The organism is Pedobacter antarcticus (assembly GCF_900112985.1).
GTDB lineage: Bacteria > Bacteroidota > Bacteroidia > Sphingobacteriales > Sphingobacteriaceae > Pedobacter > Pedobacter antarcticus.
The window spans coordinates 1-20,542 of sequence record NZ_FONS01000002.1; the positions used below are offsets into that span (position 1 = coordinate 1).

General features: G+C 42.6%; 11 protein-coding genes. 3 read left to right on the forward strand and 8 right to left on the reverse strand.

Annotated features, from left to right (window positions below):
* Positions 1 to 929: 929 nt before the first annotated feature.
* The 4 genes from BM192_RS05030 to BM192_RS05045 form a co-directional block, all read right to left on the reverse strand.
* Positions 930 to 3,236 carry a Tex family protein gene (locus BM192_RS05030; protein ID WP_037438989.1) on the reverse strand — a complete coding sequence of 769 codons (2,307 nt, stop codon included), beginning with the start codon at positions 3,234 to 3,236 and terminating at the stop codon, positions 930 to 932.
* Positions 3,237 to 3,414: 178 nt separating this feature from the next.
* A complete protein-coding gene (locus tag BM192_RS05035; protein ID WP_037438991.1) occupies positions 3,415 to 4,401 on the reverse strand; it encodes a pyruvate dehydrogenase complex E1 component subunit beta in 987 nt (328 codons plus the stop codon).
* 114 nt (positions 4,402 to 4,515) lie between these two features.
* A complete protein-coding gene (locus BM192_RS05040) occupies positions 4,516 to 7,425 on the reverse strand; it encodes a PD-(D/E)XK nuclease family protein (RefSeq protein WP_037438993.1) in 2,910 nt (969 codons plus the stop codon).
* A gap of 31 nt (positions 7,426 to 7,456) precedes the next feature.
* Positions 7,457 to 10,684 (reverse strand): UvrD-helicase domain-containing protein, encoded by a 3,228-nt coding sequence (locus BM192_RS05045; protein ID WP_037438995.1) that lies wholly within the window; start codon positions 10,682 to 10,684, stop codon positions 7,457 to 7,459.
* Positions 10,685 to 10,732: 48 nt separating this feature from the next.
* Between BM192_RS05045 and BM192_RS05050 the strand changes: the two genes are divergently transcribed.
* Positions 10,733 to 11,248 (forward strand): thioredoxin family protein, encoded by a 516-nt coding sequence (locus BM192_RS05050; protein ID WP_037438997.1) that lies wholly within the window; start codon positions 10,733 to 10,735, stop codon positions 11,246 to 11,248.
* Positions 11,249 to 11,311: 63 nt separating this feature from the next.
* Here the strand turns inward: BM192_RS05050 and BM192_RS05055 are convergent, their stop codons facing one another.
* Positions 11,312 to 13,018, reverse strand: coding sequence for a glycoside hydrolase family 3 protein (locus tag BM192_RS05055; protein WP_037438999.1), 1,707 nt, complete (start codon positions 13,016 to 13,018; stop codon positions 11,312 to 11,314).
* Between the two features lie 118 nt (positions 13,019 to 13,136).
* Between BM192_RS05055 and BM192_RS20895 the strand changes: the two genes are divergently transcribed.
* Both BM192_RS20895 and BM192_RS05060 read left to right on the forward strand, forming a co-directional pair.
* Positions 13,137 to 13,310, forward strand: coding sequence for a hypothetical protein (locus tag BM192_RS20895; RefSeq protein WP_169741365.1), 174 nt, complete (start codon positions 13,137 to 13,139; stop codon positions 13,308 to 13,310).
* A 188-nt stretch (positions 13,311 to 13,498) separates the two neighbouring features.
* A complete protein-coding gene (locus tag BM192_RS05060; RefSeq protein WP_037439001.1) occupies positions 13,499 to 14,419 on the forward strand; it encodes a sugar phosphate isomerase/epimerase family protein in 921 nt (306 codons plus the stop codon).
* A gap of 117 nt (positions 14,420 to 14,536) precedes the next feature.
* On the opposite strand, the gene BM192_RS05065 is transcribed toward BM192_RS05060, so the two are convergent.
* From BM192_RS05065 to BM192_RS05075, 3 genes are all read right to left on the reverse strand, one after another.
* Positions 14,537 to 16,831, reverse strand: coding sequence for a GH92 family glycosyl hydrolase (locus BM192_RS05065; RefSeq protein WP_037439007.1), 2,295 nt, complete (start codon positions 16,829 to 16,831; stop codon positions 14,537 to 14,539).
* 31 nt (positions 16,832 to 16,862) lie between these two features.
* Positions 16,863 to 19,274, reverse strand: coding sequence for a glycoside hydrolase family 3 N-terminal domain-containing protein (locus BM192_RS05070; protein ID WP_070808196.1), 2,412 nt, complete (start codon positions 19,272 to 19,274; stop codon positions 16,863 to 16,865).
* A 61-nt stretch (positions 19,275 to 19,335) separates the two neighbouring features.
* A complete protein-coding gene (locus BM192_RS05075; RefSeq protein ID WP_074963912.1) occupies positions 19,336 to 20,526 on the reverse strand; it encodes a hypothetical protein in 1,191 nt (396 codons plus the stop codon).
* Between the last annotated feature and the right edge of the window lie 16 nt (positions 20,527 to 20,542).

Consider the following 20,542-nt stretch of genomic DNA (forward strand, 5'->3'; position numbering starts at 1 on the left):
CAATGTGGCGACATCCGTCGTACATTTTCCCGTTTTTGTTGGGACTGCAAAGGTAGAAATCTTTTTTAATTTAGCAAGCTTTTTATTTTTTATTTTCTCTGAAGTTTCCTCCCTTTAAATAACAACAGGCGATCTTTCGATCTCCCAAAGCCGGCCTTCTAAAACCTTCCTTTACATCCTTTCAATTCCTTCTCTTTTTCTCTTACCTTCTCACATTTCCCTTCCTCCGAAGCGGGTTGCAAAAGTAGGAAAATTATTACTACCGCCAAACAATATCACTGACTTATTTGTATAATCCCGCTAAAACACTGTTGTTCAGCTATAAAATTATCGTGTATAATTTACAACATGTGGCCACCCCAAAAAAACGGCTGAAATCTGCCCGATTTAAGCTTAAGCCGTATTTATAATTGCGGTATCGGAAACCGAGTTGAAACCCATCATCAACCAAGAATTTAAATTCGAGACTGCGAGTATATATATATGTATGAATATATAATCTAATGCTCAAAAGATTTAAATTAAATAAAACACATCTGTTATCAGGAGAGAAATAAACTACAACGACTCCCAAAAGAACCTCAGTGCAAAGCCACGGGCTAAGAGATGTATTCATATAGTTTGAATTTAGTCTTGTCCAACAGCCAAAAGCTCCAAATAATGCTTACCCGAATAAAGATAACCTCACTCGGGTCAACCATGGGTCAAACATGGGGTTTAATTGGGCCAAGCCATGGTTTAGTCGAACACCACTAACAGAAGTATCAACCATGACAAGAACAAAACATGAATAACCCAGGATTGCAAGGCCCAAAAACAACTTCAGACAGCAATCCTGGCTATTAAAACAACCGGACTATTAAAATAAAAAGCCAGCCCGATAAATGGGGCTGGCTTTGAAAAGATATCATAATTACGATAAGACCTGACTATTTGAATTTATTTTTTAATGCCGCCAATTTAAGCTGCAAATCTCCTTCCGGTTCTGTTTTTTGACGGATATCGGCTGTTTGTTTTGGTCTGGAAGATGCAGATGCTTTTGATCTCTCACCTGTAGATGCCGGTGTACGCTGAGCGCCGGAGTCTGCAGATCGTTTAGGCAAAGGCCTGTCTTCCGTACGCATAGATAAAGAGATTCTCTTACGTTGCACATCAACCTCTTTAACCGTTACCTCAACCTGCTGGCTCACTTTGACCACATCGTTTGGATTCGCCACAAATTTATTCGCCAGTTGACTGGTATGTACCAGACCATCCTGATGCACACCTATATCTACGAATGCGCCGAAGTTGGTAATATTAGTAACGATACCGTTCAACTTCATGCCGATACGCAGATCATTAATTTCGTTAACCCCTTCTGTAAAACTAAAAGCCTCAAACTGCTCCCTGGGATCACGACCGGGTTTTGCCAGCTCAGCCATAATATCCGTTAAAGTAGGTAGGCCAACCTCCTCATCTATGTATTGTTTGAGGTTTATATTTTTTTGCAGATTCACATCTTTCAGCAAATCCTCTACGTTTTTACCGAGGTCTTTGGCCATTTTCGCCACTAATTTGTATCGTTCAGGGTGCACACCACTTGCATCCAGCGGATGTACTGCGCCGCGGATACGCAAGAAACCCGCTGCCTGCTCAAAAGCTTTCCCACCAAGTCTGGGCACTTTTTTCAGGCTTTCCCTGTTTTTAAATGCTCCATGTTCATTTCTATAGTTAACAATATTCTGCGCGAGTTGAGGACCTAATCCCGAAACATAGGCCAGGACTTGTTTAGATGCCGTATTTAATTCAACACCAACTGCGTTTACACAACTCATTACGGTATCATCGAGCGACTGTTGTAATTTGGACTGATCGACATCATGCTGATACTGCCCTACCCCAATTGATTTAGGGTCAATTTTAACCAGCTCCGCTAAAGGATCCATTAATCTCCTGCCGATAGATACAGCGCCCCTGACAGTAATATCCTGTTCCGGGAATTCTTCACGTGCCGCTTCCGACGCCGAATAGATTGACGCACCGCTTTCATTGACCATCACAATTAAAACCCCCGGAATCTGTAAACCTCTTACAAAGACTTCAGTTTCCCGTCCGGCGGTTCCATTGCCAATAGCAATGGCCTCAACCTGATGTTTAGCACATAGTTTAAGTAAAGTCTCTGCCGCAGACTTTTGGTTACCCTGTCCGGTATGCGGATAAATAGCTGTATTCTCCAGTAATTTTCCCTGCTGGTCCAGGCAAACCACTTTACAGCCGGTCCGGAAACCAGGATCAATGGCCAACACATTCTTCTGTCCCATAGGGGCCGCTAGTAAAAGCTGTCTCGCATTTTCTGCGAAAACACGAATAGCTTCTTCGTCTGCACGTTGCTTGGTGAGTACGCGCAGCTCTGTTTCCATAGCAGGACCGAGCAGTCGTTTATATCCATCCTGCATAGCGAGCTCCACTTGTTTCGCCGTTGCATTTCTTCCTTTAATAAACTGACGTTGCAAAATCTCCACAGCGCCGGCCTCATCTGGTTCGGCTTGCAATCGCAAAATCCCTTCATTTTCGCCGCGGCGCATAGCCAGCACACGATGCGAGGGCGCCGACTTTACATTTTCAGACCAGTCGAAATAATCTTTATATTTTATCCCCTCTTCTTCTTTCCCTTTAATTACCGAAGATTTATAAACAGATTTTTGCTGATAATAAATACGCATAGCTGTTCTTGCTTCTGTATGCTCACTAATCATTTCGGCTATAATATCTCTGGCACCTGCTAACACATCAGCAACACTGTTTAAAGCAAACTCTTCACTCAGATATTTTGCAGCAGCATTTTCTGGTTCCAGATTACCCTGTTCAAATAGTAATAAGGCCAGGGGCTCCAGTCCTTTACGGCGGGCCTCAGAAGCACGGGTTTTCCTTTTAGGTTTATAAGGAAGGTAAATATCCTCCAGCACATTTATATTTTCTGCAGCAAGAATAGCTTTCTCCAGCTCCGGAGTCAGCTTATCCAGGCTTACCAATGATTTAAGTATAGCCTCCCTGCGTTTATCGAGTTCACGTAAAGCCTGAAAACGATCGCGGATTGCCGCAACCTGCACTTCATCCAGACTTCCGGTCATTTCTTTTCTATACCTGGAGATAAAAGGTACTGTTGCACCTTCATCCAGCAGTTCAATTGTGGCGAGAACTTGTTTTTCAGTAACTGAAAGTTCCGCAGCAATAGTTTTAGAATGATTACTCATAGTTTTTATCAGTATGTAATTTACTTCTTCGTGGCCAATATAAGTGTGCAAACCCGAAACATGTTTTGAGTAGCAGGCTTATAATGGGTATATTAAAAGGTAAATGGGTATAAAAAGAGCAAAAAAAATCCCGCAGCTTCTCGGCCAGCGGGATTTTTATAGCATTTGCTAATATTTCTTATTTATTTACGTACATAACTTCTTTCACAGCTTTGATCACACGCTCTGCGTTTGGTAAGCTGGCAGCGATTAATGTAGGCGCATATGGAAGCGGTACATCGGCACAAGTAATACGTAATACTGGTGCATCTAAATGATCGAATGCATTCTTTTGTACGTTAAAGGCAATTTCAGAAGAAATTGAAGCCAATGGCCATGCTTCTTCCACAATAACCAGACGATTTGTTTTCTTAACCGACTCGATGATAGTTGCATAATCGATAGGACGTACAGTACGTAAATCGATCACTTCAACGCTAACACCTTCTTTAGTCAATTCTTCCACAGCTGGATTAACGACTCTTGTCAGCATTTTTCCAAAAGTTACGATAGTTACATCAGTACCTTCCTTCACTACATTAGCCTTCCCGATCGGCAGGTAATATTCTTCTTCAGGAACTTCACCTTTGTCACCATACATTACCTCAGATTCCATGAAAATAACTGGATCCGGATCAATTATAGCTTGTTTTAACAATCCTTTTGCTTCATAAGGCGTAGAAGGAACCACTACTTTTAAACCAGGGCAATTTGCAAACCAGTTTTCAAAGTTTTGTGAGTGTTGTGCACCTAACTGACCTGCATTTCCTGTCGGGCCACGGAAAACGATCGGAATAGAAAACTGACCGCCGCTCATGGATAACATTTTTGCAGCACCATTGATAATCTGATCGATTGCAACTAAAGAGAAGTTGAACGTCATAAATTCTATAATAGGAACCAATCCGTTCATTGCTGCGCCGATACCGATACCGGTAAAACCAAGCTCTGCAATAGGGGTATCAATAACGCGTTTGTCACCAAACTCGTCCAGCATTCCCTGACTTACTTTATATGCACCATTATATTGCGCAACTTCTTCGCCCATTAAGAAAACGTTTTCGTTCTTACGCATTTCTTCGCTTAAAGCTTCACGCAAAGCTTCTCTAAATTGAATCTCTCTCATTGTATATTCAAATGTTAACTTCCGGCAAATATAACTATTGTAGCGTAATAATAAAGTAGTGATTTAATTACATTACAATCCCTTTATATTATTTGAACTTGCAGAACCGATTTTCTATTTGCCGCAAAGAGATAAATAAGGACAGTACTGGCAATTTTCCGGCTGTGTAGTATGTATAAAAGGTGTTTCCGGATTAAAAATCTCTTCCAGTTTATTTTGTAATTTCTCCTGAAAATCTTGTTTCTGAAGCTCTAGTTCTACTGTTTGTAAGTGCAGCCTTTTGCGATTAACCATCTGATAGAACAGTGTTCCATCCTTCTGCATCTTCCTGACCAGATACAAATTCGGCTCTAGCCCTGTGATATTTTTGTTCTTCTCATAGACATAAGTGTAGAAAAGGGTCTGTACAAGAGCTTTATTCTGTTTTGGACTCTCCTGATCAAAAAGATCATCCAAGGAACTGAAATTTAACTCATCGCGTCCCGTTTTATAATCTACAATCCGGGTTATGCCATCTTTCTGGTCAATCCGGTCGACGATACCCAGCAAATTTATGCTTTTCTGCTTTCCAGCAACTTGTAACGGAAAGTTTAGGAGAACCTTATCTTCCAGGGCAAGTAAACTAAACGGAGCATAACGCTCATCATATTCCAGAATAACCCGGGCATATTCCATAACAATCGCCAAAATAACCTGCTGCATCCCTCCCGGCTCGAAAACTGGTGGCGGTGAATCTTTGAAAACAACCGCAGCATATGCTTCTTTTGCAAGCTTCGCCAAGGATTCTTTTTGCACGATGATCCGATCTGCAGTTATATAAGGACCGGACTTTTTCAATTCCGAATAAAAATTCTCCAGTAAATAATGCAGCATAGAGCCAACCTGATTTGCTTCCATCTGTTCTGCAATAGCCTCAGGCTCTTTAATTGCAGCGATATATTTATAAAAGAACTGTACGGGACAATTTAGATAAGTTGTCAGTGCGGTTGCAGAAAGTATTGGCCTGGAATCACGCTCTTCCAGATAGCGGTTTAATACTGCCTGTATTGCGGGAGTCTTTATAATATCCAGGTGTTTCCGGTCCGCGGTTGATACCGGTTGGGATTGTTCGAAATAGGAGAACTTATAACCGCTTTCGAATTCGAGCTGCCTTAAGAATCTTGTCGGCTCTCCTGTTGTACTGTCATCTGCCTGTCCGTTATATACCAGGCTGACCGTTTTGGCACGGTGGAGCAGCCTGTAGAACATATAAGCAGAAATAGCATCCTGGTTTTCAATAACAGGTAAGCCGTAAGCCCTGCGAATGCTGTCGGGGATAAAACTCGGTGAGACACTAACCTGTGGAAGAATCCCCTCGCTTGCCCCCAGAATATAGAGATGCTCGAAATCAAGACTTCTGCTTTCCAGCAAACCCATTACCTGTAACCCTTCAAGCGGTTCACCAGACAAAGGCACAGCAATACCCTGAACTGCTTTCTGCATCAGCGAGAGTACAAAATTCAAGGGCAATGTAGCGGCGTATTCCTTCAGTGAATCGAAAAGTTTATTTAGTTCAGTGATTACTGCGATAAGCAGGTCTGCCTCCGTTTGTCGCAGCAGGCCCGCGTCCAGCTGTACAGAAAGAACATTTCTGAAAATGTCCTGTAACCCTTTAATCGCCATTGCTCCGGATTGCGCAGGCTGAAAAAACATCCCGGCCAGTACTCCAGCCTCTTTCCAGACCTCAGGTCCGATCTCTGTTTGCTGCATCAAGAGCATCTTACTCAGAACATCATTCCGGTGAGTAGCATCCATGCCTACTAAAGGATGAGAAAGGAAAGCTTCCGCATCCCGGTAATTTACGGTCAGTTTTTTTCCGGGTAAATAAGCTGACTGCACAGAAAGCCACAGATCTGCCAGTCCGAACACAGAAGAAGCCAGTAAAGGATAACCCATTGTGACATTCAGCGGCAATTCCTTTTTTACACCTTCATAAATATAATGCGAAGGAACACTTTGTAATACCGGCAATAATAAACTTTCATCGGCCAGCACGATCGCTACTTTACCGGTCGTATCCAGCGCGTCTAGCACTGGATAATCGACTTCTAATTCTTGCTGAAGCAATTTTGCCTGCGCTGTATGTCCTTGCGTGCGGAATACTTTAATTTCTTTAACCATACTCCGCATGTGCGGTCTGGATACGCCAAGTGCATTCGGCAGCCCCAAATGATGAATGTTTTTTCGGAGGAAAAGTCCGGCCTCCTGCATCTCATCATCCATATAATAACTGTCTGTATCAAAATAAAACAACGCCAGCCCGGCTTCATTCCAGCGTTTAAATACAACTGCTTCGGCTTTACTTAACGCATTAAATCCGGCAAAGACTAGTTTTCCTTTTATAAAAGGTTTAATAAATTCAGAATTTCCAGCAGAACCTTCTGCCAGGTTACGGTACATCCGGGCCATTGTGCTCATTCCTTTGAGCTCCAGTTCTTCATGGAATGCACGATAGAGCAATGGCATCCGCCGCCACATTTTTATAAACTGCTCCTGATGTTTTTTCTGTTTGCCGGTAGAATAAGAGGTCCAGAATTGTTCCAGAAACAATTGTTGCTCCGGACTCAAGTGCTGAAAATCTTTTTCAATCACAGCGATATCTTCCAGTTCTTCAAACAAACGGTCTGCAGGCACCAGATCATTATCGATCTGTGCAAAGTCACTTAGAATCATTCTGGCGACGGGATAAAAAATATCCGGCGGTATTTCTTTCCCTCCCTCGCCTTTCAATAAAAGGTTATATTGCTGATAAAGAGTAAAAAACTGTGTAAAGCTGTCCGCAACCTTCAGATCGGAAGACATGGCAAAAAATTCCTGTATTGTATAAAATGACGGACTCCAGAATGGTTTGCCGATCACCGCGGCAAGATGATGCTGTAAATAAGCCACCGGCCGTTTATTGTTAAATATAATAGCGGCATGGTGCAGGTCTTTCCCCAGCCGGGCATTCAGATCTTCTGCAACTTCTTTTAAAAATGCTTTCATGAATTCAGCGCCTGTTTAAAAATCATTCAATTTATACCAATATTAATTCGCCAATTCTGGCATAAAATAAATACGTGCTGACATCCGGATACCCCATCTGCTGCAAAAGCTCACGGTAACCATGTACCTGAGTAATATGTTTCTTACTTTTCTGAGCGGTAAACTTGTAATCGATTACAATGACCCTGTCTCCAGCAAAAAGGACCTTATCCGGGCGATAGCTCTTACCATAGGCATCAATAATACTTTTCTCATTCCTGATGGCTGTACTTTGCTCCAGCAGTGCTGCCAGTTGCGTATTGCCCAGCACCTGCAAAGCCTGTAAACGGAAAGCTTCCAGCTCCTGCGCTTTGAACAGCCCTTCTTCCAGCATCTGTTCTAATACCAGCTCAATCTCATCGGCATTTTCTGCCCTGGCCAGCACTTCATGTAATATACTTCCTTCGCGGCCGGCGGTGTCATCCAGCAGCATGTCAAGTTTCTTTCTTTTGAGATCTGCGTCAAACACTGCACTCAACCGGTCTGAAACAGGGTAAGCGGGGAAATGGACGCCTACGGGACCTTCTTTCGCTACTATCTTTTTAACCGGTACAGGTTCATCTACCAGAAATTGTCCCTCCTCTGAAAGATCATCCTGCAGCATGAAAGCAATAAGATCTCCTATATTAGTGAGTCCGGCAGATTTTTTCCCCAGACAACTGATATAGAGATATTCTTTAGTCCTGGTTGTCGCTACATAAAGCATATTGAGCGCATCCATCTGGTTGTATAGCAATTCTTCATAATAAGCTATGGCGACTGCACTTTGCCCCAGACTTGCAGTATATTTTAAAGGAATCTGTCTGAGTGCCTCATAAGGGGTCCCGGCAGCAGGCACCCAAAATATTGAATTCGTTTTTCCACCTGTATCCCAATTACAAAAAGGAATCAGAATGACTTTAAAGGCGAGGCCTTTTGACTTATGTATTGTGATAACCTGGACTGCATCGGAACTTTCCGAAGAAGGAAGTGTCTTGCGCCCGCCTTCTTCTTCCCAATAGGTCAGAAAAGCACTTAAGCCTCTCTCCCCTTGCCGGGCTATGTTTCCCGCCAGATCTCTTAAAGCAAATAAATAAGGAAGATGACTGGAGTTTTCCGGTTTATCCAGGCCATAAGCCCGTAGCAGTTTCTCCATCAGTTCACCCAGCGGTTGTTGCATCCAGGCTCTCCAGTTCAGACACAAATCTGGCGGGAGCACTGAAGACAGATCTTCCAGATTTTTATCTTTCAGCCTGAACAGATCTGACGGCACATTTTCTACTCCCCTGATCTGCGCATAGAGACTGATACAGTTTGCTTTATATAAGGCTGTATTCGTCGGCGGCCCTGTCATAACCAGAAATGTATTAATGAGTAATTTGACTGCTGTATTATTAGCGAGTAAAAGCGCTTCGCCGGAAATCACATTAATCTGCGCCGCCATTAAAGCGTCTACTACCGATACAGCTTCTGAATTGGAACGGACGAGTACGCAGGCGTCGCCAGGTAAATATCTTTTTTCATCCTGTATAAGTCTTTTCAGGGTAGTAACCATCCCATCCAGTGCCGCTGCCCTGAAGGTAGTTTTATTTAATGCTGCACCATCGGCGTCTGTCCTCATTACACGGATATCGATAGTGCCACCCGGAAGTGTTCTCGGATTCATTTGCTGCTCCGCTTCTGCATACACACCCGGCATAATATGATGATACCCTTTTTCGTTCCACCACTCCTGTAAAACCAGATTCTGATCTTGTTCGGCGACGGTCTGGTTAATCTGCTGCTGCATTAAAATAGGTAATGCTTTATACAGCATATTATTGAAGTTGATAATATTTGCCGTGCTCCGGTAATTCTCTTCGAGATTGGCATCAACTACATAACCTGCACCAATATCTTTTTTTGCCTGCTGATGCAGGATATTCCAGTCACCATTTCTCCAGCGATAGATGGACTGCTTCACATCTCCAACGATCAGGTGATCTATCAGAGTCCCATCGGCTTCTGCCATTGCATTTTTTAGAAGCGGCCTGAAATTCGCCCATTGATTGGCCGAAGTATCCTGGAACTCATCAAACAGGAAATGTTTATACCGGCTCCCGGTTTTCTCCCAGATAAAAGCAGGGTTATCGTCGTCCTCTCCGGTAATCCCTTTAAGCAGGTTTTGCGCATCACTGATTAGCAGATTTCCACTTTCCTCCCTGTAGGTTTTAAGTAAAATCGCCATCTCCTGCATTAATCGCAGATAATAAAGGTTTTTCTGAAAGGCCTGCGCCAAAATATAATCGGGCAGTTCCTGTTGATAGAAAGTATAAAGATCCCTGATCCGCGGATTCAGCTGATCATAGAGGCTATCATAACTACTGTCTTTAAACCACTCCTCCGGTTCGTCGATCAGTTTAGCAAGACTGCCAATCTTTTCTGTGTCGCCAACGGCTATCTTGGACAAATTTAATAATGGTGAGCGAGATTTCCCTTTGAGCTGATCGGGAGAAACACCTGAGTTTTCGAAATGTAAAGCCGCTTCTGCGCTTTTACTTTGTACCTGATCTTCGAAATCTCTTAACCGTTTTCGGGTCTGTTTACTGTACTGGCTAAACAAGTCGTTCAGATCGGTTTGCTGCACCAGATCCTGAATCGCCTGGTCAAAAGGAAGATAACGCTCCTTAAATAATTCGCCAGCCAATTCTGTGAGTTCTGCGCGATAGTTCCAGCTGATATTATTACTGATCCTGTCCATGGCAAGTTCGATAATCCAGGTTAGCAGCGCCGGATTAGTATCGAGCTGTTCGTCCAGCTTGTCGGCCAGTTCATTTTTCACTTTCTCAAAATTCATTTCCAGGGCATATCCGGAATCCAGCCCCAGTTCAAAAGCAAAACCGCGGATTACTTTCTGCACAAATCCATCTATAGTGCTAATGGAAAAACGACTGTAATCGTGTAAGATTCTTTTATATATTTTCTCGGATTTCTCCTGTAATTGCTGTGTTGTCATCCCAGCATGAGCCTTTAAGACCAGCTCGCGATAATCCTGTACCCCGCTATCTCCGATGGCAAAACCCCTGAGAACCTCCATGATCCGGCCTTTCATTTCTTCTGTAGCCTTATTAGTAAAGGTAACAGCCAGGATCTCGCGGTATTTGGTTTCTGCCGATAGCAGCAGGGTCAGATAATGTGCCGTCAGACTGAAAGTTTTTCCGGAACCAGCTGAAGCCTGTAAAATCTTTAAAGGTAATGGCATGAGGTGAAGTTAGGCATATTTGCATACTTTTACCTCAAATTACAGGATATGAAAACTTATTCAATTATTCTTTGCGCCTTTCTGGCGATCTCCGGTTCTGTCTACGGACAGGACAAAGCAGTACAACAAAAGAAGGAAGCTGTACATATTTATGATCCGAAAGCAAATGCTGATGCCGATTTAAATGCTGCGATTAAAAAGGCCAAAGCAGAAAAAAAGAATGTGTTCGTACAGGTCGGTGGAAACTGGTGTGTATGGTGTATCGCATTCCATAACATGGTGAATGCGAATCCGGAACTCAAAGGTTACCTGGACAGTCACTTTGAAAAAGTACTGGTTAATTATAGCCCCGAAAATAAAAATGAAGCTGTTATGGCACGTTTGAAATATCCGGGAAGATTTGGTTTTCCGGTCTTTGTGATTCTTAACGGAGAAGGCGAAGTTCTGCATATCGAGAATTCTGCTTATCTGGAGGAAGGAAAAGGCCATAGTGTAAAGAAAGTTACAGACTTTCTTAAAAACTGGACTTACGCTGCTGTAGACCCTGCGACCTATAAAAAATAGGAGAACCTCAACAAAATATACTAGAAAAAAGCGCCTTTGTCGATGATAAAGGCGCTTTTTTTATTACATGCCTGCCCCGTAGGGAAAGGAAGGACTAACGGTAACCGGAAGTTTACCGGTCGCAATTACTTTATTCGATAAAACTGCCGCAGCCGCCTGTTGCATAAAATCTTCTTTCTGGTAGGCCACAATCAGTGATTTACTTTTCTCTATCCCTGGAAGCCCGCTCAGATTATAGGGATTGGCGAATAAGGCGAAAATACTCTGGCGTGCCGCCTGGTTTTTAATCAGTGTTTTCAAATCTGCACTCAAAACCATCCCATTGCCCGGACGTGTACGTGTATCGTGAATTCCAATAATTACTTGTTCAAAACGATCCAGTTCCCGGCTTATTTTTGCCACTGCTGCTGCACCGGCATTTTTATCCAGGGTGAAATAAACAGCATTTTTATAGAATGTGCCTAACTCGCGCTGAAACGTAGTGATCCCACTAGTACCGATACTTAAAATAACAGTTCTCTTTTGTGGGGACAGTGCTTTAATCGGACTGCTGCTATTTAGGACAGTTATGGAAGACTCTGCCAGTTTCTTTATTAACATTTTGCTTTCAGGACGGTTAACATCGGCATATACTCCTGTAGTGCTTACCGTATCCTGCCTGTTTAGTCCTGCCCAATATTTGGCATAGAGGATCTTTTTCACACTGGAATCAATCTGCTCTATAGGAATTCGTTCTTCGCGGACTGCTTTTCTCACCAACCGTACTGCCCGTTCGCTGTTTTCAGAAAGCTCTATAATATCATTCCCAGCGATAACAGCCAACACGTCTGCTTCCCCATCTTTATAATTTTTGACAACGCCTTTCATTTCCATGGCATCTGTCACAACTAACCCTTTAAATGACATACCTTGTTTCAGTAAACCGGTCACAATTGGCCGGGATAAAGTAGAGGGTAAATTCGGCGTGGGGTCTAATGCAGGGATATTCATATGTGCCACCATAATTCCCGCGGCCCCCTCCTGAATCAATCTTTCAAATGGAAACAATTCCAGACTATCCAGACGGGCTTTGGAAAACTTAAGCTGTGGGAGATCATAATGCGAATCTACATCTGTATCGCCGTGGCCAGGAAAGTGTTTAAGTGTAACGAGCAGTCCACCATCCTGCATTCCCTTCATATAAGCGCCTGCCTTTTCTGCAACATTATATTTATTCTCACCAAATGACCGGTAATTAATGATCGGATTTTTTGGGTTATTATTAATATCGGCATCGGGGGCAAAATTCATCTGCATCCCTACTCGTTTAAAATCTGCTGCTACCTGCCTACCCATCTGATAAAGGAGCTGATTATCCTGCACCGCACCTAATGTCATTTGATAAGGATAGGATATGGTGCTGTCCAGTCGCATGCCTAGTCCCCACTCTCCGTCGGATGCGACCAATAAGGGCACTCTTGATAATTTTTGGTAACGGTTGCTAAGTTCTGCCTGCCTGCCCGGTCCACCCTGAAAAAAGACAATACCGCCAATTCTTTCTTTACGAATTAATTTGCCAACTGAATCGGCATAGGCAGCACCTTTATTGGTATGTGCCCGGACAAAAAACAATTGTGCAATTTTCTGACGCCTGCTCATTTTATTAAAGACAGAATCTACCCAGGCATTAGGTTCATCCAGACTTTGGATATATGACTTTTGCTGAGCTTCAGCTGTAAGGATAGATGCGATTATACCAATAGAAAGCAACGCAAAACGTTTAAATATCATGTGCAGGGCTGGTTATTTTTTGTTATTGCTCAAAGTTAATTAAATCAGATTGATAAATTTAAAAACCTAAAGGATAGTCAGTGGTTGTATTAATACCTAATTATTAAATAATACAGCTATGAAAAATCAACAGGAAATTAAAAACAAAGGCAGCCATCAGGGAAATCCGATCGCTGACCGCGCGAACAATGACCTTAAGAGTGACAAAAAACAGCAAGGTATCACTAATGCCGGCGGACAACGTTCCGACCAAACCTCTAATAAGGATAACGAACGAAAACGCGGACAATAAGAGTTATCGTACAAATATTGCTGGGTAGGTCTATAACTAACCAGCTAAAAGACCGGCCCTATGGGTCGGTCTTTTTTATTGAGCTTTACCTCAGACAGCTCTGTGTGTGTTATAAAATAATTTTATCGTTCTTTTTATTAAATATTTCTTACTTTGAGTTCTGTTTAAACCAAATATTTAACCAAATTATGGAAACAAAAAACCGCAGGGGGTTCATCAGGGATCTCTCTTTGCTGTCCGCAGCCGCAGGACTTTCTACTGTTCTTCCACTGGATCTTTTTGCTGGTGAGAAAAAAGAATTCTTTAAGATCTCTCTGGCTCAATGGTCGCTGCATAAAACTTTATTTGCAGGAAAACTTAAAAACATAGATTTTCCAACTAAAGCAAAGAAAGAATTCGGAATCGATATTGTGGAATACGTAAGTCCGTTTTTTGATAAAAAAGAAAGTGATAAGACATACCTTAAAGATTTACTGGACAGAACGAAAAGCGAGGGTGTACAAAATCACCTGATCATGATCGACGGGCAGGGAAACCTAGGAGATTCTGATGAGAACGCCAGAACTAAAGCTGTAGAAAATCATTATAAATGGGTGGAAGCTGCTAAATTCCTCGGATGTAAATCTATCCGTGTAAATGCTGCAGGTAAAGGAACCGAAGAAGAGGTTAAAACTGCAGTGGTTGATGGCCTGGGTAGACTGGCTGCTTTTGGTAAAGACCATAAAATTAATATTATTGTGGAAAATCACGGTGGCTATTCTTCTAACGGAAAATGGCTTTCGTCTGTCATGAAACAAGTGAACAACACCTATTGCGGTACTCTTCCGGATCTGGGTAATTTCAGAATCAGCGCAGACCAGGAGTATGATAAATATCTTGGCGTACAGGAACTAATTCCTTATGCAAAAGGCGTGAGCGCTAAAACGAATAACTTCAATGAGCAGGGTGAAGACACTGGCATTGATTATCATAAAATGTTTAAAATTATTAAAGACGCTAAATGGTCGGGTATTGTGGGTATCGAATATGAAGGCAATGCTATCTCAGAGGATGAGGGCATCAGGAAAACTAAAGCGTTACTGGATAAAATGCTTCAGCAATACGGTTAATCAATTTATAGCTATCAATTATATAACAAATAACAAGGGCGGGTCTTATACAGATCCGCCCTTGTTATTTGATGCTTAATTTAAGGCTATAACTAGTTACACTGTTAGTATGCTCTTTTAGTAAGTTGAATACGGAAGGTCCTTCGCATTTACACCCCATGTGGCTGAAGGTTTTGTACCCATTTCCATAATCAGCTCTCCTCCTGCAGCAATATCTTTATGCAGAATATAAGATTTGGTATAGGGTTTACCGTTCCAGGTAATCTTCTGGATATAAGTGTGATCCGGCGCATTGTTTTTTACTGTCAGCTTAAATAATTTGTCTTTTCCAACCTTAAGGGTGGCATTATCTACGGCCGGGCTTCCAAACACATACATCCCCGCTGCCGGGTTAACCGGATAAAAACCAAGCGCGGAGAAGATATACCATGCAGACATTTGCCCTACATCTTCATTTCCACAAATCCCATCGTGCTTATCGGTATACAGATTGCTCATAATATACCTGACTTTCTCTGCTGTTTTCCAGGGCTGTCCGGCAAAAGCATAGAGATAAGGGACGTGGTGGCTGGGTTCATTTCCATGTGCATACTGACCTATTAATCCGCTGATGTCTGGTGAAGCGTCCTTTCCAAGATCTCCTTCTGCGACAAACAGTGAATCCAGTTTATCTGCAAAAGGTTTTTTTCCTCCTAGTAAACTGATCAAGCCTTCTACGTCATGTGGCACCAGCCAAAGGTACTGCCACGCATTACCTTCAGTAAAATCATTCTTCATATGTACCGATTCGAAGGGATTGAAGGGAGTCCGCCATTGGGTTTCGCTAAGTCTGCCTCTTACAAATCGTGTTTCAGGATTAAAATAGTTTTTATAGTTTTTACTGCGTTTAAAAAAATACTCGTAGTCAGCCGGGTCTTTACGAAGTTTGGCGACCCTGGCCAGGCTACCGTCTGCAATAGCGTATTCCATACCCATTGCCACACTTTCTACGATACTGTCGGCTGGGATATAGCCCAGTTTCTTGACAAAGGACAATCCGCGTTCATCAAGCATTGCAGAATTTTTCATGGCTTCGTAGGCCAGCTGGTAATCAAACCCTTTAAAGCCTTTAAGCATGGCGTCTGATACGACAGAAATAGCAGGATTACCAACCATCGTATTGGTCTCGTTGCCCATCAGATGCCATATCGGTAATTTGCCCTGCTGCTGGTAAATGGCGAGCATCGTATTAACCATATCATTTACTTTTTCCGGCTGAATTAAGGTAAACAGCGGATGTGCTGCTCTATAGGTATCCCAAAGCGAGAAAGTAGTTAAATTATTGAAACCGGGCTTATCATATACTTTTTTATCTGTTCCTCTGTACTGTCCGTTTGCATCGTTAAATAAGGACGGAGCAATCATAGTATGGTATAATGAAGTATAAAAAACACGCATAACGGATTCGTCTTTCGATTGAACCGCAATCTTACTCAATTCTTTATTCCAGGAATTATCTGCGCGCTGAACTGCATGCTGAAAGTTCCATCCCGGAATCTCTGCTTTAATATTTGCAGCAGCATTTTGTTCACTTACTGGTGAAATTCCGACTTTAACCAGAATCTGCTCCTGATCTTTTGTATTAAAATGGGCAACACCTTTTACTTTTTCTCCTTTAAGTGTAGTACCGCTCTTTAATCCGTTTTCATCATGCACGGTAAATTGCTTCATCGGTTTGGAAAAGACAGCCGTGAAATAAATACGCTGGTCATTCGCCCAACCTTTAGAATACCGGTAACCTGTCAGCGTTGAGTCGTTAACCTGGGTAATATAAGTCTCTGTAGATTTGTCCCAGCCTATTCCCTCTTTCAAATCGAAAATAATCTTTCCGTCAGCCGCTGCCGGGAAAGTATATTGATGAAATCCAACCCGCTCAGATGCTGTCAGCTCCGCCTTAATCTGGTAACGCTTTAATTTAACGGAATAATAACCTGGTCTGGTTATTTCATCCTGATGTGAAAAAAGCGAATAGTAACCTGATTCTGGTTTATTGAGTACCCCTTTAATAATCTTTACATCTCCAACTGCCGGCATGACCGAGATGTCTCCCAGGTCACCAATTCCGGTGCCGCTTAAATGTGTATGTGAAAACCCGACGATGGTGGAGTCTGAATAGTGATAGCCTGAACACCAGTCCCAGCCTTCTGAAATATTAACGGGTCCTAATTGAACAGCGCCAAACGGTACATTTGCCCCCAAGAAAACATGTCCGTGGAAACCTGTCCCAATATAGGGGTCTACAAATTTCGTTAAGCTGGTCTGAGTTGAATTCTTGCCGGAAACTGTCTGTCCGGTTGCAGTAAAGGCACTTCCCAATATCACCAAACCAACGCAAATTGCATGGATTCGGTAATACAACGGATTTAGATTCATAGAAAAAATCATAATTATATGTGGCTAAAAATTATTTAATGGTTATATCTTTTTGTAAACGTATATCTGTGGAAGATGCACCGACCATCAGGTTAAACTCACCTGGCTCCAGTACCCATTGCAGATCCCGGTTGTATAATTTTAAGTCTTCGGCTTCCAATTCAAAACTGAGGTGCTGTATTTCACCTTCTTTCAACCTTACTTTTTTAAACTTCTTTAACTGAATCGCAGGGCTTACGACTGAACTGATTTTGTCTTTTACATAGAGTTGTACAACTTCTTCTCCTGCCATCTTTCCTGTGTTTTTTAAAGAGAAATGAATTGTGACACGCATTTGCTCACCTGTTCCTGATACTTCTGCTTTTAGGTCATCATACCGGAAGTTTGTATAACTAAGTCCATAACCGAAATTATATAATGGCCGTTCGTCTATTTCTACATAACTATGGGCGGCAGGTTTTTTAAAGTTGTAATATACAGGTAACTGTCCAACTGACTTCGGAACCGAAATGGGTAATCTGCCTGAGGGATTGTAATCTCCGAATAATATATCTGCTATAGCATTCCCTCCTTCCTGACCGGGATACCATGCATCTAATATGGCATCCACATTTTCGGCAGCCCAGTTGAGATTTAACGGTCTTCCTTTAATTAAAACCAAAATGACTGGCTTGCCAGTTTTGACTACCTGTTTAAGGAGTTCCATCTGGTTACCAAGCAGGTCCAGAGTGGAACGGTCAAATCCTTCACCGCTTTCCATATCACTGATTTCATTTGCCGTTGCCTGCACCTGTGCAGCACCCGTCTGCAAATAGGATGTCTTAAAATCTCTGGCGCTTGATCCGCCAAGCACAACTACAGCTACATCTGAGGCTTTGGCTAAAGCGACCGCAGCAGCAATTTCCCGTGTACTGGTATCCCTGATCGCACAACCTTTGCTATAGCTTACTGTTGTTCCGGAACCCGCTCTTGCTTTGATACCCTGTAAAACCGTAATAACTGAATTGCGTTCCTGGGGCGCGGTGTAGTCACCTAGCTGGTTATATATATTATCTGCATTAGGGCCGATTACCGCTATCTTTTTATAATTATTATGCAACGGAAGCAGGTTCTTCTGATTTTTAAGCAGGACAATAGATTCTCTTGCCACCTTTCTTGCCAGTGCAATATGTTCTGGATTTCTTACTGTCTGTTTTGCTCTTTTAGCATCTACATATGGATTCTCAAATAAACCCATCTCAAATTTAAGCCGCAGAACTCTCGACACTGCCTGATTAAGTTGCTGAACTGATACTTTTCCATCGTTAACTGCTTTTACCAGAGATTTGCCGTAACCGTAACCACTCAGATCGGCATCTAACCCCGCATTCATAGCTAGTGCCGCAGCCTCCTCAGCGCTGCCCGCCACCTGATGGTTACTAACCAGACCAGATATACTTCCCAAATCTGAAACGACAAAGCCTTTAAAGCCCCATTGCTCTTTAAGAATTTCTGTAAGTAATTCATGATTAGCTGAGCATGGAATTCCATCTATAGAATTATATGCTGTCATTACGGATAGAGCCCCTGCCTTCACCGCAGCTTTAAAAGGGGGCAGATATGATTGGAGTAACTCTCTTTTTCCAACCGCCACGCTTCCTCCGTTATGTCCTCCTTCTGGAACTCCATAGGCTGTAAAATGTTTTAATGTCGAAATCACATTCACCCCGCTATTGATATTTTTGCCCTGAAAGCCAGTTACCATAGCTTCACCCATCCGGCTGTTCAGTACTGGATCTTCACCATAAGTTTCTTCTACTCTTGACCAACGGGGTTCACGGGCAAGATCAAGGACAGGCCCATAACCGATATGTCCGCCTTGCAAACGGGTCTCCAAAGCTATCGCTGATGCCATTTCTTGGATTAGTTGCGGATTCCAGGTACTTCCCTGCCCGATTGACGTGGGAAAGACCGTTGTTCCTATTGCCATATGCCCATGCGGGCATTCTTCTGCCAGCAAAAGAGGAATACCTAACCGGCTGTGTGTGATTGCATATTTTTGAATTGCATTGGTTGCTTCTGCCGCCAATTCCGGGTTTAAGCCAGTAAGTAATGTTTTTTGAGTCCAGGGGTCTGCACGAAGTGTCGCCCAAAGCATGCCTGTAAATTCTTTGGAAACAGCTGCTTTAAACTTCTCGCTCACTTTTACCTGTTTGCCTTCTTTAACATACATATCCCAGCCCAGCAGCGTGGATAATTGTCCGGCTTTTTCCTCCACCGTCATCCGGCTGATCAAATCCTTTACGCGTGCGTCTGTATCAAATGCTGCATTCTTATATATAGGATTTTTTTGTGCTTTGGCAGGTTCAGAGAAAGTCACTATCGCTAACAGCACCATTTGCAATGCGTAGATTATCGACGAATAATTAATAATATTAAAACGTTTTAGTGAAGTAAAGGACATATTCCCGGTCTAATTGCGTTGAAATTGATTTATACTATTGGTTAGGGCCTAAGATATAAATTTATTGTTTTCCTGCAATAACATCCTGATATATGGCGATCCGGTGGGTCCGTAGCCGGTAAGGTAATTTCTCCTTACTATTGCTCAATTGAAACCCAATGTCCTGAGAAGTTTTAACCGGCATATGGCAGTCTATGCAGTTTGCTGCGAGCACAGCTCTGTCTTTTTCTGGCAGTGTCTCATGTTTGGTATCTTGATGACAGCTAATACATTTCTGAGAATACAAACTGAGATTCATAGTTTTCTTTCCATGGATATCATGGCAGGAAAGGCAATCGGCTTTACCAATCTGATAACATTTACTGGCTTCCAGCAAGGGTTTCTGCTTACCATGAACATCTGGGTCTTCACCTTGGTAGGTACGGTACTGAGGTAATGCCTGCAAGGTATCGCCTGGTTTAAACGCAAAATTGGATTTAAGTGTCTGATGCCCCATTCCGGAATGGCAAACACCACACATGTCTATCTTTCTGCTATGGCTCAGCGTTTCATACTTAACCATTGCATAGGCTTTCTTCTCTTCCGGATTTTCCTTATGGAAATTGACGTGCTCGGCGGCAGGTCCGTGACAGCGTTCGCAGTCTATGCCCGCAATTAATGATCCTTGTATATATTGTTCTTCCTGTGCTTTGAATGTGCCAGCTTTTATAGGGTCTTTTTTGATATAAGAGCTATGACATTCCAGGCATTTCGTAATGATGGGACGCCCAAAGTATATCTGTTCCTCTGGGAAACCCGGGCTATTAACCCATAATTTTTCTGCAGGAAGATAATTAAGCGGCATCTGCATTAACTGATTTCCATACCAGAATGCGAATGTATAGGCATGTGCTCCTGATCCAAAATAAACAGCAGATTTTTCTTCTTTTTTATTCTCCCCATTAATTAGTGCAATCTGATAAAGTCCATCTGCCCTGTTCTCTACTTTAACTTTCGTCTTCTCATTGAAAATAAATTCCCCCGATGGTATTTCCAGACTGTCTGCACTACCGGGATTTAATAACCCGGAACTCCTTAAATGCGCATTATGCACATCGCTATGCTGCAGGTCGCCATGACAGCTTACACAGGTTTCGCTGCCTGCATAGGCTGCACCCCTGATGTCTTTGCTTTCAATCTGCGTACACTGAACGATCAGCATGACCAGCGTACCCAACGTAAAGAATATTAAAAGAATGCGTCTTTTGCCCATTATGGTATCACCAGTC

Excerpts from the sequence above, each read along its gene's own strand:
- BM192_RS05045 (WP_037438995.1), bottom strand. The coding sequence starts at position 10,684 with ATGCCATTACCTTTAAAGATTTTACAGGCTTCAGCTGGTTCCGGAAAA.
- BM192_RS05055 (WP_037438999.1), bottom strand. The coding sequence starts at position 13,018 with ATGATATTTAAACGTTTTGCGTTGCTTTCTATTGGTATAATCGCATCT.
- BM192_RS20895 (WP_169741365.1), top strand. The coding sequence starts at position 13,137 with ATGAAAAATCAACAGGAAATTAAAAACAAAGGCAGCCATCAGGGAAAT.
- BM192_RS05065 (WP_037439007.1), bottom strand. The coding sequence starts at position 16,831 with ATGAATCTAAATCCGTTGTATTACCGAATCCATGCAATTTGCGTTGGT.
- BM192_RS05050 (WP_037438997.1), top strand. The coding sequence starts at position 10,733 with ATGAAAACTTATTCAATTATTCTTTGCGCCTTTCTGGCGATCTCCGGT.
- BM192_RS05040 (WP_037438993.1), bottom strand. The coding sequence starts at position 7,425 with ATGAAAGCATTTTTAAAAGAAGTTGCAGAAGATCTGAATGCCCGGCTG.
- BM192_RS05070 (WP_070808196.1), bottom strand. The coding sequence starts at position 19,274 with ATGTCCTTTACTTCACTAAAACGTTTTAATATTATTAATTATTCGTCG.
- BM192_RS05075 (WP_074963912.1), bottom strand. The coding sequence starts at position 20,526 with ATGGGCAAAAGACGCATTCTTTTAATATTCTTTACGTTGGGTACGCTG.
- BM192_RS05035 (WP_037438991.1), bottom strand. The coding sequence starts at position 4,401 with ATGAGAGAGATTCAATTTAGAGAAGCTTTGCGTGAAGCTTTAAGCGAA.
- BM192_RS05030 (WP_037438989.1), bottom strand. The coding sequence starts at position 3,236 with ATGAGTAATCATTCTAAAACTATTGCTGCGGAACTTTCAGTTACTGAA.
- BM192_RS05060 (WP_037439001.1), top strand. The coding sequence starts at position 13,499 with ATGGAAACAAAAAACCGCAGGGGGTTCATCAGGGATCTCTCTTTGCTG.